This is a genomic window from Evansella tamaricis, assembly GCF_019042215.1.
GTDB classification, from domain to species: Bacteria; Bacillota; Bacilli; order Bacillales; family Salisediminibacteriaceae; genus Evansella; species Evansella tamaricis.
Window position 1 is genome coordinate 38,710 of the sequence record NZ_JAHQCS010000100.1, and the last position, 15,213, is coordinate 53,922.

Sequence of the window (15,213 nt, forward strand, 5' to 3'; positions counted from 1 at the left end):
TATGGAAATATTTAAAATTAAGACAGAGGAAAAGGGAATAAGATTAGATAAGTATATTTCTGAACAATTTCCTCAATGGTCACGATCCCTCATTCAGCAATGGATAAAAGATGGTAATGTTGTTGTAAACGGGGTAGCCACCAAGAGTAACTATAAAATAGCTTACGGTGATGAAATAGAAATCACAGAGCCAGATCTAGAACCGCTAAATGTTGAAGCTGAAGAAATGAATTTGGACATCGTATATGAAGACTCAGATGTACTCGTTGTCAATAAGCCAAGGGGGATGGTAGTGCACCCTGCACCTGGTCATCATAGAGGGACATTGGTAAATGGATTGATGGCACATTGCAAAGATTTATCAGGAATCAATGGGGTCATGCGCCCAGGGATTGTCCATCGGATTGATAAGGATACTTCTGGTCTACTGATGGTTGCTAAAAATGATTTGGCTCATGAATCCCTTGTGGAACAGCTTAAAAATAAGACCACAAAACGGATGTACTCAGCCATTGTTTCTGGTGTAATTCCCCATGATAAGGGGACAGTTGATGCACCGATTGGGAGAAACCCTGAAGACAGACAGAGTATGGTTGTCACCGATCAGAATAGCAGGGAGGCAGTCACTCATTTTGAAGTAATGGAACGGTTTAATAACCATACGTATGTGGCATGCCAATTGGAAACTGGCAGAACTCATCAAATTAGAGTGCATATGAAGTATATAGGTTTTCCTATTATTAATGATCCCAAATACGGTCCAAAACGGAAGCATCATAAATTTCCAATTGAAGGGCAAGCACTCCATGCGGAAATTCTAGGGTTCAGTCACCCGAGGACAAAAGAAGAAATGAGTTTTCGAGTACCTTTGCCGGAAGATATGGAGGATTGTCTCACATATCTACGGAAAAATGATATTGAAAATCGTATTTAACACTAATGCTATAAAAAAAACACCGTTGACAAACTACGACATGAGTGACATAATGACTAGAGAATTGAATGAAATACGGATACCTTTAATATCAGTCCCGTGAGGCTGGGAAGGGCACTAGACATTCTAATGGGAATGTCTACCTAGGATACGTGTGCATAATCGCCCCCCATGCTTAGTCGGCAATGGGGGTTTTTGTATGTCTGGAGAGGGAGATTGATTTTATCTCTAGCTGCAAAATATAAGTACACGGACCATAAAGGATCCTCCACGTAAATAAAGGAGGTTAGCTGATCATGAACAAAGCGATATTAGATGAACAGGCAATCCGCAGGGCACTCACCCGAATTGCCCACGAAATTATTGAACGGAATAAGGGAGTTAATAATTCTATCCTAGTGGGAATTAAAACAAGGGGAATTTATTTAGCTCAACGTTTGGCAGAACGAATTGAACAAATTGAAGGACAAAAAATTAATGTTGGTGAAGTGGATATTACGTTATACCGGGATGATTTACAAAAGAAAACAGAAGATCATGAACCTGAGTTAAAGGGAACAGATATTTCTGTGGATATTACAGATAAGAAAGTGATTCTGGTAGATGATGTGTTATTTACGGGAAGAACCGTCCGTGCAGCATTGGATGCCCTCATCGATTTAGGTAGACCGGCACAGATACAACTGGCAGTTCTTATAGACCGGGGCCATCGTGAACTTCCGATACGTCCGGATTTTGTTGGGAAAAATGTACCAACTTCCAAATCGGAAGTCGTTGTAGCAAAGTTAGCAGAAGTGGATGGATTAGATGAAGTTATTATAAAACAAAAAACAGCCATTAAAACAGTTTAATGAAACTTGTATGGGGTATACTTCCAACCTATTATTAAAACAATATGGGTAGAATGATCTTCTTTAGGAAGGAAGTATAGTGGTTTTTCTTATAAAGGGCAGTAATAAAAGTGGAATAAATTGTACTACGGATCTCGAGGAGGATATAGAAATGAGTGGACAAAAATCGATTGGTATTCAAGAAGTACCTCGTGCAGATAAATGGCTTGTCTTAAGTTTTCAGCATTTATTCGCCATGTTTGGGGCAACCATTTTAGTGCCATATTTAGTAGGTATTAGCCCTGCTGTTGCCCTTGTCTCCAGTGGGTTAGGGACACTTGCGTATTTACTGATTACAAGAGGACAAATTCCGGCATATTTAGGTTCATCCTTTGCATTTATTGTACCAATGCAAGCGGCTATCGGAGATTTCGGGATAGAAGGAATGCTTGTGGGTAGTTTCGCAGCTGGGGTTGCATACGGTATTGTAGCAATGTTCATTAAAACAAGTGGAGTACGCTGGTTAATGAATGTTTTACCACCAATCGTTGTGGGTCCTGTAATCATGGTAATTGGCTTAAGCCTTGCACCAGTGGCTATCGGAAATTCCATGTATGAGCCTGGTACGGATATCTACAATGGCACGCTTCTTACTGTAGCCCTTATCACACTACTAATTACCGTAATTGGTTCCATTTTCTTCAGGGGATTTTTTGGTCTCATACCAATCCTAATCGGTATTGCAGGGGGGTATATTGCCTCCATTTTCCTTGGAGTGGTAGATATGTCACCAATAGCTGAAGCGGAATGGTTAGCTGTTCCTGAATTTTATGTTCCATTTGTTACTTTCACCCCTGTTTTTTCCTGGACTGTTCTCTTTATTATGGTACCGGTAGCCGTTGTAACGCTTTCCGAACATATCGGTGATCAGCTCGTTTTAAGTAAAGTGGCAGGAAAGAACTTCGTGGAAAAACCAGGTTTACACCGTTCCATCTTCGGGGATGGGGTAGCAACGATGATTAGTTCCTTCCTAGGTGGACCACCGAATACAACGTATGGTGAAAATATCGGTGTCGTAGCCATAACGAGGGTTTTCAGTGTGTTTGTAATTGGCGGTGCAGCAGTAATGGCAATCTTGTTTGGATTTGTAGGTAAAATCGCTGCTTTTATTGATACTATTCCTACCGCAGTAATGGGTGGGGTGTCCATTCTACTGTTTGGTATTATCGCATCAAGCGGACTGAGAATGCTGATTGATAATAAAGTTAATATAGGAGAGAAGCGAAACTTAATTATCTCTTCCGTTATTTTGGTAATCGGTATTGGTGGAGCGTATATTCAAGTGACGGATGAAGTAACAATACCTGGCGTTGCACTGGCCGCCATTATCGGTATTCTATTAAATCTTATTCTTCCAGGAAGAACGATCATTAAAGACACAAATGAATTGTTTAAAACAATGACAGAATCGACTGAAGAAAAAACAGAATAGAAACATCCTTTAACTAAGTCCCGTGAGACTTAGAAGGGTGGCACAAGGAGTTAAGTGGAAGGGGAGGAATTGTTGTTGGTCCCCCTAATCTATAACTCCATTCTGACTGGCTACAGGCAGAACGGTGAGCACCCTAACAGATAAGTAGGGTGCTTTTTTATGCCTTACTTCCCATTCATTCTAAAAAGGAGAGGGTAGTAATGAGACACTTAAGAACACTAGAGGATTTAACTGTTGATCAGCTTGAAAAATTGTTGGCAGAAGCCAATAAACAAAAAGACTATTTAACTGGATGGGGAAAACCTCCAATAACAGTGGCAAACTTATTTTTTGAACCAAGTACTAGGACGAAATGTAGTTTTGAAATGGCTCAAAAGGAACTTGGCCTCCATACTCTTCATTTTGATGTGGATTCTTCCAGTGTTCAAAAAGGAGAAAGCCTTTATGATACGGTAAAAACATTAGAAGCTATTGGATGTAAAGCAGTGGTCATTCGTCATCCTGAAGAAGCTTATTATAACCAATTGGAAGGGATTAATATCCCTATCATTAATGCTGGAGATGGTTCAGGTAACCATCCAACACAGTCCTTATTAGATTTGCTTACGATTCAGCAGGAGTTTCTAATTTTTCAAGGGGTCCATGTGGTTATCTGTGGAGATATACGACATAGCCGTGTGGCGAGAACAAATGCGAATATATTAAGGAAACTCGGGGCAAAAGTTTCCTTTTCTGGACCGGAAGAATGGATGGATGACTACATCACTCAAGGGAATGTCATCTCCATGGATGAAGCAGTGGAAACAGCGGATGTAATGATGATGTTGCGAATTCAGACAGAAAGGCACGGAACAGAAGGTGGTTGGTCGAAGGAAGACTATCATCAGGAATTCGGATTAACCATTGAAAGAGAAAAACGGATGAAGGACAATGCCATTATTCTTCACCCTGCTCCTGTAAACAGAGATGTGGAATTGGCAAGTGAATTGGTGGAATGCAATCGTTCCAGAATTTTCAAGCAGATGGAGAACGGGGTTTTAATACGAAAAGAAGTTCTGGCATATGTACTACAGTTGGTGGAGGAGGAAAAAGTTTATGAACGTATTATATAAGAATGGCTACAGGTTAGGTGGAAATGGTGAGAAAGAAACAATTCATTTAGTTGTAAATACTAGTACAGGAAAAATAGAAGACATCTTGGATGAATCCATTCGTGTGGATGAAAGTAAATTTGATCATGTGATTGATTTAAACCATAAACTAGTTTCAGCAGGGTTCGTTGATCTTCATGTTCATCTTCGGGAACCTGGTGGAGAGAAAAAAGAAACGATAGAAACAGGGACTTTGGCAGCGGCAAGAGGGGGATTTACTACCATTGCTGCAATGCCAAATACACGACCTGTTCCAGATACTCCTGAACATTTTTCTGAAATCTATGATGCTATGAAAACAAAAGGTCATGTCCGTGTACTTCCTTACGCCTCCATTACGGAAAGACAGGCAGGAAAAGTGTTGACAAATATGGAAAAATTGGCACAGCTTGGAGCATTTGCTTTCACAGATGATGGGGTTGGTGTTCAAGAAGCAGGGAAAATGTATGAAGCGATGCAGTCTGCCGCAAAGGTGAATAAAGCGATCGTAGCCCACTGTGAAGATAACTCTCTATTGTATGGAGGTGCAGTTCATAAGGGCAGTTTCTCGGAGAAAAGGGGAGTACCTGGTATCCTTTCGGTGTCAGAATCAGTTCATATTGCAAGGGATGTATTATTAGCAGAAGCAACAGGTGTCCATTATCATGTCTGTCATGTTAGCACAAAGGAATCTGTCCGTGTGATCCGGGATGCTAAACGTGCAGGTATTAGGGTAACAGCAGAAGTTAGCCCACATCATCTACTATTATGTGATGAAGATATTCCAGGAATGGATACGAACTATAAGATGAATCCGCCACTAAGGGGCCCAGAGGACCGTGATGCTCTAATTCAAGGTCTGAAAGATGGCACATTGGATTTTATTGCAACAGACCATGCACCACATACAGCTGAAGAGAAGGGCTTGTCCATGGAAGAAGCGCCGTTCGGCATCGTGGGATTGGAGATAGCATTTCCACTTTTGTATACAAAGCTTGTGGTACAAGGCATTATACAATTACACGAATTAATAGACTGGATTACCGTAAAACCTTCGACCGTGTTTGATCTACCTTATGGAAGATTAGAAAAGGGCAGCGTGGCCGACTTTACAGTAATTGATCTAGAGAAACGGGAAACAGTGGATCCAACAACATTTTTATCTAAGGGGAGAAATACCCCATTCGCATATGAATCACTTATTGGATGGCCAGTACTGACCGTTGCATCAGGGAAGACAGCTTGGAATATGGAGGAGATCAGTATATGAAACGTCAGTTAGTGTTAGAAAATGGGGAAGTTTTTATTGGGAAATCCTTTGGTAGTGAAGAGGAAAAGATGGGAGAGGTTGTCTTTAACACCGGAATGACTGGTTATCAGGAGATTATGTCTGATCCCTCCTATTGTGGACAGATTGTAACGATGACTTACCCTTTAATTGGTAATTACGGTATTAATCGGGATGATTTTGAAAGCATTACACCAAGTATTCACGGATTAATAGTGAAGGAAGCGGCATTTTATCCGAGCCATTTCCGATCAAATCTTACCTTAGATGAATGGCTTAAACAGCATGATATTCCTGGTTTGCAAGGAATTGATACAAGAAAACTCACAAGGATGATTCGTGAAAATGGAACATTGAAGGGGAAGCTTTGTCCAATGGATGTGAATGTGGAAACGGTCATTTCCGAGCTGAAGGAAACAACGCTCATGACGGATCAAGTATCACAGGTATCCACAAAGAACCGCTTCTTTAATCCTGGCAGCAAAGAACGGATTGTTTTAATGGATTTCGGAGTGAAAAAAGGAATTGTTAAAGACCTCGTCTCAGAAGGATATGATGTTGTTGTTGTTCCATATAATACTACAGCAGAGGAAATCCGTTCTATCCATCCAGATGGGATCGTGTTAAGCAACGGTCCTGGGGATCCTACGGATGTTCCAGAAGCCATTGAAACAGTTAAAAACCTAATCGGGTTTGTACCGATGTTTGGAATTTGTCTTGGCCATCAACTTCTTGCTTTAGCGTGTGGTGCAAAGACAGTGAAGATGAAGTTTGGACATCGAGGTAGTAACCATCCTGTTAAAGATCTCCGGACAGGACAAATCACAATCACTTCTCAAAACCATGGTTATACAGTAGATCCAGAGAGTTTGCTTGATACGGAGTTGGAGATTACTCATATAAATGTAAATGATGGTTCTGTGGAAGGATTCCGCCATGTAGAAGAACCTGCATTTAGTGTCCAGTACCATCCAGAAGCGTCCCCAGGACCGGAAGATGCAAAAGGACTTTTTAAAGAATTTAAGACGATGCTCCAAGAACGTGCAACTAGAGAGGAGACTACCCATGCCTAAACGTCAAGATGTAAAGAAGATACTTGTAATTGGATCAGGGCCAATCATTATCGGTCAAGCTGCAGAGTTTGACTACGCAGGTACACAAGCCTGTCAAGCACTCATGGAAGAGGGGTTTGAAGTTGTCCTAGTGAACTCTAATCCAGCAACGATCATGACTGATGAAACGGTAGCAGACCGTGTCTATATTGAACCACTTACACTTGATTTTGTGAGCAGGATTATCCGTCAAGAACAGCCTGACGGGTTACTAGCCACTTTAGGAGGTCAAACAGGCCTAAACTTAGCAGTGGAGTTAGCTGAATCAGGAATTTTAGAAGAATATAATGTTCAATTGCTCGGTACAAATCTTGATGCCATCCAGATGGCGGAGGACAGGGAACAATTCCGTACTCTCATGAATGAATTAAATGAACCTGTACCCCCAAGTGATATTATCCATTCACTGGAAGAAGCAAAACGATTTGTAGAGGAGATTGGTTTTCCAGTTATCGTTCGCCCAGCTTATACGCTTGGGGGAACAGGTGGCGGACTTGTATATAACGATGACCAATTGAGAGAAATTGTAACAGGCGGTCTTCACCAAAGTCCCGTAAACCAGTGCTTGATTGAAAAAAGTATAGCAGGTTTTAAAGAAATCGAATATGAAGTGATGCGTGACGGTAATGACCAGGCAATCGTAGTCTGTAATATGGAAAACATTGATCCAGTAGGAATTCATACAGGAGATTCTATCGTTGTTGCACCTAGTCAGACGATGACAGACCGTGAGTATCAGATTTTACGTAATTCTTCCTTGAAAATAATTCGTGCTCTAGGAATTGAAGGGGGATGCAATGTTCAATTCGCACTAGATCCACATAGCGAAAATTATTTTATCATTGAGGTAAATCCACGGGTAAGCCGTTCGTCTGCTCTTGCCTCTAAGGCAACAGGGTACCCAATCGCTAAACTTTCAGCCAAAATTGCAGTGGGTTACCATTTAGATGAATGTAAAAACCCTATTACATTAACAACTTACGCAAGTTTTGAACCGGCATTGGACTATGTAGTGACAAAAATTCCACGCTGGCCATTCGATAAATTTGATGCAGCGAACCGTAAATTAGGAACACAAATGAAGGCAACGGGAGAAGTGATGGCCATTGGAAGAAACCTTCCAGAATCCTTACTAAAAGCAATCCGTTCCACAGAGGTGGACTTAGATCATTTACGATTCCAGACAAAAAAAATACTGTCTCATGAAGAGTTGAGAAATAGATTAGTCCATGCAGACGACGAGCGAATCATTCTTGTAGCGGAAGCTTTTCGCTTAGGGTATGACATTGAAGAATTACACTCCATGACAAAAATTGATCGATTCTTTTTATATGAAATCAGTCGTATTATCGTCTTGGAAAAGGAAATTGTTCATCAGCAATGGAATGAAGAAACGTTGCGGGATGCGAAATCATATGGTTTCTCGGATCCGGAAATTGCTAGTCTTCTCCAATCTACGGTGGAGGAAGTGGAGGCTTTCCGAAAGAAGCATAACATTAATCCGGTTTATAAGATGGTGGATACTTGTGCATCGGAATTCGCTTCTGAAACACCTTATTACTATGGGACATACGAAGATGAAAATGAATCCGTATTAACGAAAAAACCATCTGTACTTGTTCTTGGATCCGGACCTATTCGGATTGGGCAAGGTATTGAATTTGACTATGCCACTGTACACACAGTGAAAGCGATCCAAGAGGCAGGGTATGAAGCTATTATCATTAACAATAATCCAGAAACGGTTTCAACAGACTTCCAGATATCAGACAAGCTGTATTTTGAACCATTAACTGTAGAAGATGTCATGCATGTAATCGAACATGAACAACCGATGGGTGTTATCGTTCAATTTGGTGGTCAAACAGCATTAAATCTAGCATCTGATTTAGAGAATCGGGGCGTTAAACTCCTCGGGACATCCCTTGAAAATATGGATCGTGCAGAAGACCGTGACAAGTTTGAACAAACACTTCTCCAACTGGAGATCCCTCAACCGGAGGGGAAAACGGCAACATCCGTATCAGAATCCATTGATATTGCCAATGGTATTGGGTATCCCGTATTAGTAAGACCTTCCTATGTTCTCGGCGGTCGTGCCATGGAAATTGTTTATAATGAAAAAGATTTATTAAAATACATGGACCGTGCAGTTAAAGTAAATGAAAAACATCCTGTTTTGATCGACCGATATTTGTTTGGAAAAGAGATTGAGGTGGATGCAATCTCAGACGGAGAAACGGTTGTTATTCCTGGAATTATGGAACATATTGAGCGTGCAGGAGTACACTCAGGGGACTCCATCGCTGTATATCCAACACAAAACATCAGCAAGAAATTGAAGAAACAATTGGTGGATTATACGATTCGTATGGCACGGGGGTTCCAGATTATTGGTCTATTGAATATCCAGTTTGTTATTCACCGTGATGAACTTTATGTGTTAGAAGTAAATCCACGTTCCAGCAGAACAGTGCCTTTTTTAAGTAAAATTACGGGCATTAACATGGCTAACCTTGCAACAAGGGCTATTCTAGGTCAAAGTTTAGCTAATCAAGGATTCAAAACGGGATGTTTGCCGGAGCCGGATATCGTTTCTGTTAAAGTCCCCGTGTTTTCATTTGCGAAACTGAGAAGTGTTGATATTACTTTAGGACCAGAAATGAAATCAACTGGGGAAGTAATGGGCCGCGACTATACTCTTGAAAAGGCGTTATATAAAGGATTAATCGCATCTGGAATGAAAATACCAACACACGGATCCGTCCTGTTTACGATGGCAGATAAAGATAAAGAAGAAGCAATGATTCTCGCCAGGAGATTCCACCGAATTGGTTATAAACTTTTGGCAACAGAAGGAACAGCACGTAGAATTCAAGAGGAAAACATTCCTGTTACTGTAGTCTCTAAGATTGGCGGAGAAACTCCTGATATGCTTGATGTTATTGAAGGTGGCCAGGTGCAATTTATTATCAATACGTTAACGAAAGGCAAGCAACCAGCCCGGGATGGTTTTAGGATTCGCAGGGAAGCTGTGGAACGGGGGATCGTTTGTATGACGTCCATGGATACGGCAGAAGCATTACTTCGGGTGATTGAAACGATTACTTTTTCCGCAGAAGCAATTGGATCACCTGCGAAGAAGGAGCTGGCAAGAGTATGAGATTAGAAAACATGATGATAACTGCTCAGATGGAAATCGCCCCAAAGATTTTTCAAGTGACATTGAGAGGGGCATTGGCTCAAACGCTCGAAACTCCAGGTCAGTTTATCCATGTTCAAATTGAAAAAAGCATCGATCCCATGTTACGGAGACCGTTAAGCATTTGTGATGTGGATATGGACAAACAAGAGCTGACACTTATTTATCGTGTAGAGGGAAAAGGGACGAAACGTTTAAGTGAAAAAAAGTTGGGGGAAGAGGTTAATGTCCTAGGCCCTCTTGGGGAAGGGTTTCCCATTGAAGAAGTAAAGGAAAATGACACGTGTCTGTTAGTAGGTGGAGGGGTTGGAATTCCCCCTCTATATTACCTAGCAAAACAATTGGTTAAAAAGGGAGCCAATGTGATTACTATCCTTGGATTTCGCTCAGAAGGAGACATCTTTTTGGAATCTGAGTTTGAACAATTAGGGAAAGTGATTATTACTACAGAAGATGGGTCAAAGGGAACGTTAGGATTTGTAACAGATGCGATTCATGATTTAACGGAAGAGTATAGTGTTTACTACACGTGCGGTCCAAAGGGGATGCTCCGTGCGGTAGAAAACAGTATCGTCTCTCCTGGATATATCTCTTTAGAGGAACGTATGGGCTGTGGCGTAGGTGCGTGTTTAGCGTGTGTCTGTGACCTGGCAGAAGCAAATGTAGAAACTGGGAAAGTGTATGCAAAAATATGCAGTGACGGACCGGTTTTCAAAGCAGGAGAGGTGATAATATGAACCGCTTAGAAGTAAACCTTCCAGGGTTAGTAATGAAGAATCCGGTCATGCCTGCTTCTGGTTGTTTTGGATTTGGGCAAGAATATGCAAAATTTTATGATTTAAACCGTCTCGGTGCTATCTGTGTCAAGGCAGTTACCGTGGAACGACGCTCAGGGAATCCAACTCCTAGGGTTGCCGAAACCCCAGGTGGAATGCTGAATGCCATCGGACTTCAAAACCCTGGATTAGAACATGTTCTCCAACATGAACTGCCTTGGTTGGAAAAATATGAATCTCCTATTATCGTCAATGTTGCTGGAAACCTTCCGGAGGATTATATGGAAGTAGCCCGTGAAATTTCAAAAGTAAAAAATGTCAATGCCATAGAGTTAAACATCTCCTGCCCTAATGTAAAAGAGGGTGGAATTGCTTTTGGTACCAATGCACAAACGGCAGCAGACTTAACTGAAAAAGTAAAATCCGTTTCTAAAGTTCCTGTGTATGTAAAGCTTTCACCGAATGTAACGGACATTGTAGAGATTGCAAAAGCGGTGGAAAGTGCAGGGGCAGACGGATTAAGCATGATTAATACACTTCTCGGTATGAGAATTGACTTGAATACCGGAAAGCCCATATTGGCAAATCGTACAGGGGGTCTTTCTGGAGCAGGCATAAAACCGGTGGCTATTCGAATGATTTATGAAGTGAGCCAAAAAGTCCAGATTCCAATTATTGGAATGGGTGGTATCTTTGAAGTGGACGATATCCTTGAATTTATGATGGCTGGAGCGAGTGCTGTAGCAGTAGGTACTGCCAATTTCATAGACCCGTTTGCCTGTCCTAATTTAATCGATGGTCTTGAAGAACGGCTCGATGAACTTGGGTTTGATTCATTAACATCCATAGTGGGGAGGAGCAGTGCCTTATGCAATCTCAATCACGTCCGTTAATTATTGCTTTGGATTTTTCTACGAAGGAAGAAACACTCCAATTTCTAACTCAATTTGAGGAACGTTCCCTCTATGTTAAAGTGGGGATGGAGTTATTTTACCGGGAAGGTATCCCCCTTATTCAAGAGTTAAAGGAAAGGGGACACCTGATTTTTCTCGATTTAAAGCTTCATGATATCCCAACAACTGTAAATCGTGCCATGAAACAATTGGCAAGTCTAGGAGTTGACATGGTGAATGTCCACGCATTGGGTGGGATGGACATGATGATCGCAGCAAAGGAAGGACTGTTAGAAGGGGCAAACTCTTCCCAATCCATTCCCACATGTATTGCTGTTACACAATTGACAAGTATGTCTGAGAAAAAAATGAATCTGGAATTAAACATTCCATCATCACTATTAGATTCTGTGATGCATCTTTGTCATGGAACGAAGGAAGCGGGTCTTGACGGTGTTGTATGTTCCGCACAAGAAGTTCCGACAATTAGGAGTGTGTTCGGTGAGACGTTTTTCACAGTAACCCCTGGTATCAGAAGACAAGAGGATACATCAGATGATCAGCACCGCGTTGTTACTCCAGATAAAGCACGGGAATTGGGCTCTAGTGCCATTGTAGTGGGCAGGGGTATAACAAGGGCAAAGAACCCGCTGGAGTCATACTTAAAATATGAAAAAGAATGGAGAGTGTAACGATATGAGTTCAAGAGAAATCGCATCAGCACTATTGTCCATTGGGGCAGTTTCTTTAAGCCCGCAAAATCCATTCACTTGGAGTTCCGGGATGAAATCACCAATATATTGCGACAACCGGTTAACGATGTCTTTCCCAGAAGTCAGAAAGATTATAATTGATCATTTCGTGGAATTGATTCAAACGGAATACACGGAAGTGGAAGTGATTGCAGGAACAGCGACTGCTGGCATTCCCCATGCGGCATGGATAGCTGACCGACTTGGATTACCAATGATTTATGTCCGTTCGAAAGCAAAAGGTCATGGAAAAGGAAATATGATTGAAGGTTACTTGGAAGAGGGGAAAAAAGTACTCGTTATCGAAGATTTAATATCAACTGGAGGTTCTTCCATTCAGGCGGCTAAAGCAGTAAAGGAAGCTGGGGGAAGCGTAAGCGGTGTTTGTTCTATTTTTACGTACGAACTGGAAAAGGGAAAGGCAGCTTTTGAAAGTGAGAAACTATCGTATCATTCGTTAACTACATTTTCTTCCCTTTTAGATGTGGCGTTAGACAATGGGAGTATTAATGAATTAGGGTTAGAATTATTGCATAACTGGCGTCAAGATCCGCAAAATTGGAAATCGGCAACGTAGTCTTAGTCAGAATAGGAGATTTGCTAGTCTGTAATGTGGTGTGAATAAAATAGTAAATGAATGTGGCCTAACAAGTAGTCTTGTTGAAGGCCATTTTTTTTGGGATTAGAAAGATGTTCTAATTCTTTACCGTAAAAATATACTGATAAAAGTGTCGTTTTAGAAATGTAATAATCTGAACGCAAATTATTTTATTTTATTTAATGATGAAAAAGAGAGTAAATTTAATAGAAATGGTGTTATTCATAAGATAACCAAAACAAATGACCTAATATGACGGAATAAGAGGGAATTAACAGTTAGAAAAATATTTCGGAAACCGATATATTAGTATTACTGTTCTTTTTTGATGTCAAAAAATCTACTTAATTCTCAGAATCTTGGAAGTTGAAGAAATAAATAATCTAGTTCTGAGCATTTATTCAATCGTTTTATAATAATAGGAGGTGTTTCGATTGAATACGTTTAAACGTCTCAAGGAGTTTTATTGGCCATATAAAATGTACTTTATTATCTCCATACTTACATTACTTGCTGTAACTGGAATTACCCTTGTCTATCCAATTATTTTACAACAGACGATAGACAACATCGTTTTAGCCGGTAATTATCATCTTGTTCCATATGTAGCGGTCGGATTTATCATATTGATGGCAATTAAAGGTGTTGCAACCTATTACCATCAGTACTTAGGTGATTTATTCGGAATCCGATCTGTTTATGAACTACGTAATGCACTTTATCGTAAATTGCAATTTTTGCCATTTCGCTACTACGATAATGCTCGAACGGGTGATCTCATGTCGCGGTTAACTGCAGATGTTGAGGGATTCCGTTTCTTTTTGTCTTTTGGATGTGCTCAGTTAATCAACCTTCTGATGCTAGTGGGTCTAAGTATGGGTATTATGTTTTTTTACAGTCCATCATTAGCACTTCTTACATTGGGAGCGATGCCGTTCTTGGTATTGACTGTCTATCGATTTGATAAAAAAGTCCACCCGGCATTTAAGGATATCCGGAAATCTTTTGCACAAATGACAACAAAGGTTCAGGAAAACATCAGTGGGATGAATACAGTGAAGTCCCTTTCAAAAGAGAATTTTGAAATTGGCAGATTTGAAGATAAAAATTCAGACTACAGGGATAAATTTATTTACACATCCGGTATTTGGGCAAGATTTTTCCCAATCATGGAACTCATCGGTCATATTTGTGTGGTTGTATTACTTGGGTATGGGGGATACCTTGTTATTACTGAAGCGATTCAACCTGGAGTTCTCGTGGCATTCTTTAGTTTAATTTGGTATATTGTTGGACCGTTAATGAACTTAGGATTCATTATTAATATGTTTTCCCAATCGAAAGCATCTGGAGAACGACTTCTTCAAGTATTAGATGAAAAGGAAGATATATTTGACCAACCAGAGGCACTTCATGTGGAGCGGTTAGAAGGATATGTTGAATTTAAAGATGTTACCCACCAGTATGATAGTGAAGATGAAATGGCATTAAAGAACATTACGTTTGATGCACCTCCAGGAAAAACAATTGGTCTCATTGGGGCAACTGGGTCTGGAAAAACTTCCATAACCCAGCTAATCTCCCGCTTTTATGAGCCAAGTCGTGGAGAGATTCTAATCGACGGGCAACCAATTAAAAACTACACTTTAAAATCGATCAGGCATAATATAGGAGTTGTTTTACAAGAATCATTCTTATTCTCCTCTTCAATTAAGGACAATATCTCTTATGGTTCACCGAATGCTTCCATGGATCAGATTATAGATGCAGCGAAACGTGCTCAAGCACACGACTTTATCATGGATCTTCCTAATGGGTACGACACTGTTTTAGGTGAGAGGGGAATGGGTTTATCAGGTGGTCAAAAACAGCGTATTGCTATCGCAAGGGCAATTTGCATTGATCCTTGTATTCTTATATTAGATGATGCAACAAGTGCTGTTGATATGGAAACAGAAGCGAAAATTCAAGCAGCATTCGAAGAAGTCATGAAGGGAAGAACCACGTTTATTATCGCTCACCGTATCTCTTCCTTAATGCATGCGGACGAGATCATCGTATTGGATAACGGAGAAATCGTTGAACGTGGAACACATCATGAACTATTGCAGATAACAGACGGTCATTACCGAAAAATTTATGACATTCAATTTAAAGACAGAAAAACTTTTTTACAAGAAGCACAGTAAACGGGAGGTGAAGAACA

At 40.6% G+C, this 15,213-nt stretch carries 12 protein-coding genes; all 12 read left to right on the top strand.

Translation table 11 applies throughout. From position 1 onward, the window contains the following. The first annotated feature begins 1 nt into the window (after position 1). On the top strand, positions 2–934 hold the full coding sequence (locus KS419_RS11890; protein WP_217066624.1) for an RluA family pseudouridine synthase: 933 nt from the start codon (positions 2–4) through the stop codon (positions 932–934). A 296-nt stretch (positions 935–1,230) separates the two neighbouring features. Further along, the gene (gene pyrR / locus KS419_RS11895; protein ID WP_217066625.1) at positions 1,231–1,785 is read left to right on the top strand and encodes a bifunctional pyr operon transcriptional regulator/uracil phosphoribosyltransferase PyrR; all 555 of its coding nucleotides are present in this window, start codon (positions 1,231–1,233) and stop codon (positions 1,783–1,785) included. Between the two features lie 151 nt (positions 1,786–1,936). Continuing rightward, entirely contained in the window at positions 1,937–3,256 is a 1,320-nt protein-coding gene (locus tag KS419_RS11900; protein WP_217066626.1) for a solute carrier family 23 protein, read from the top strand. 200 nt (positions 3,257–3,456) lie between these two features. Continuing rightward, complete coding sequence (locus KS419_RS11905; RefSeq protein ID WP_217066627.1) at positions 3,457–4,368, top strand: aspartate carbamoyltransferase catalytic subunit; 912 nt, start codon at positions 3,457–3,459, stop codon at positions 4,366–4,368. Next, positions 4,352–5,656, top strand: a complete 1,305-nt coding sequence (locus tag KS419_RS11910; protein ID WP_217066628.1) for a dihydroorotase — start codon at positions 4,352–4,354, stop codon at positions 5,654–5,656. Before KS419_RS11905 ends, KS419_RS11910 begins: the two co-directional genes overlap by 17 nt. Further along, on the top strand, positions 5,653–6,747 hold the full coding sequence (gene carA / locus KS419_RS11915; protein ID WP_217066629.1) for a glutamine-hydrolyzing carbamoyl-phosphate synthase small subunit: 1,095 nt from the start codon (positions 5,653–5,655) through the stop codon (positions 6,745–6,747). The genes KS419_RS11910 and carA overlap by 4 nt, the downstream gene beginning before the upstream one ends. Continuing rightward, positions 6,740–9,949: a carbamoyl-phosphate synthase large subunit gene (carB, locus tag KS419_RS11920; RefSeq protein ID WP_217066630.1), complete on the top strand. Its 3,210-nt coding sequence runs from the start codon at positions 6,740–6,742 to the stop codon at positions 9,947–9,949. The genes carA and carB overlap by 8 nt, the downstream gene beginning before the upstream one ends. Further along, positions 9,946–10,725 carry a dihydroorotate dehydrogenase electron transfer subunit gene (locus KS419_RS11925; protein ID WP_217066631.1) on the top strand — a complete coding sequence of 260 codons (780 nt, stop codon included), beginning with the start codon at positions 9,946–9,948 and terminating at the stop codon, positions 10,723–10,725. Before carB ends, KS419_RS11925 begins: the two co-directional genes overlap by 4 nt. Continuing rightward, positions 10,722–11,657: a dihydroorotate dehydrogenase gene (locus tag KS419_RS11930; protein ID WP_217066632.1), complete on the top strand. Its 936-nt coding sequence runs from the start codon at positions 10,722–10,724 to the stop codon at positions 11,655–11,657. Before KS419_RS11925 ends, KS419_RS11930 begins: the two co-directional genes overlap by 4 nt. Beyond that, positions 11,633–12,349, top strand: coding sequence for an orotidine-5'-phosphate decarboxylase (pyrF, locus tag KS419_RS11935; RefSeq protein WP_217066633.1), 717 nt, complete (start codon positions 11,633–11,635; stop codon positions 12,347–12,349). The genes KS419_RS11930 and pyrF overlap by 25 nt, the downstream gene beginning before the upstream one ends. 4 nt (positions 12,350–12,353) lie before the next feature. Next, positions 12,354–12,986: an orotate phosphoribosyltransferase gene (gene pyrE / locus KS419_RS11940; protein ID WP_217066634.1), complete on the top strand. Its 633-nt coding sequence runs from the start codon at positions 12,354–12,356 to the stop codon at positions 12,984–12,986. 455 nt (positions 12,987–13,441) lie between these two features. Next, a complete protein-coding gene (locus tag KS419_RS11945; RefSeq protein WP_217066635.1) occupies positions 13,442–15,196 on the top strand; it encodes an ABC transporter ATP-binding protein in 1,755 nt (584 codons plus the stop codon). Positions 15,197–15,213 lie beyond the last annotated feature (17 nt).

What these genes read in the sequence shown, in the direction of transcription:
- pyrF (WP_217066633.1), top strand. Translation starts at nt 11,633, where the DNA reads ATGCAATCTCAATCACGTCCGTTAATTATTGCTTTGGATTTTTCTACG.
- pyrR (WP_217066625.1), top strand. Translation starts at nt 1,231, where the DNA reads ATGAACAAAGCGATATTAGATGAACAGGCAATCCGCAGGGCACTCACC.
- pyrE (WP_217066634.1), top strand. Translation starts at nt 12,354, where the DNA reads ATGAGTTCAAGAGAAATCGCATCAGCACTATTGTCCATTGGGGCAGTT.
- KS419_RS11890 (WP_217066624.1), top strand. Translation starts at nt 2, where the DNA reads ATGGAAATATTTAAAATTAAGACAGAGGAAAAGGGAATAAGATTAGAT.
- carB (WP_217066630.1), top strand. Translation starts at nt 6,740, where the DNA reads ATGCCTAAACGTCAAGATGTAAAGAAGATACTTGTAATTGGATCAGGG.
- carA (WP_217066629.1), top strand. Translation starts at nt 5,653, where the DNA reads ATGAAACGTCAGTTAGTGTTAGAAAATGGGGAAGTTTTTATTGGGAAA.
- KS419_RS11925 (WP_217066631.1), top strand. Translation starts at nt 9,946, where the DNA reads ATGAGATTAGAAAACATGATGATAACTGCTCAGATGGAAATCGCCCCA.
- KS419_RS11930 (WP_217066632.1), top strand. Translation starts at nt 10,722, where the DNA reads ATGAACCGCTTAGAAGTAAACCTTCCAGGGTTAGTAATGAAGAATCCG.
- KS419_RS11900 (WP_217066626.1), top strand. Translation starts at nt 1,937, where the DNA reads ATGAGTGGACAAAAATCGATTGGTATTCAAGAAGTACCTCGTGCAGAT.
- KS419_RS11910 (WP_217066628.1), top strand. Translation starts at nt 4,352, where the DNA reads ATGAACGTATTATATAAGAATGGCTACAGGTTAGGTGGAAATGGTGAG.
- KS419_RS11905 (WP_217066627.1), top strand. Translation starts at nt 3,457, where the DNA reads ATGAGACACTTAAGAACACTAGAGGATTTAACTGTTGATCAGCTTGAA.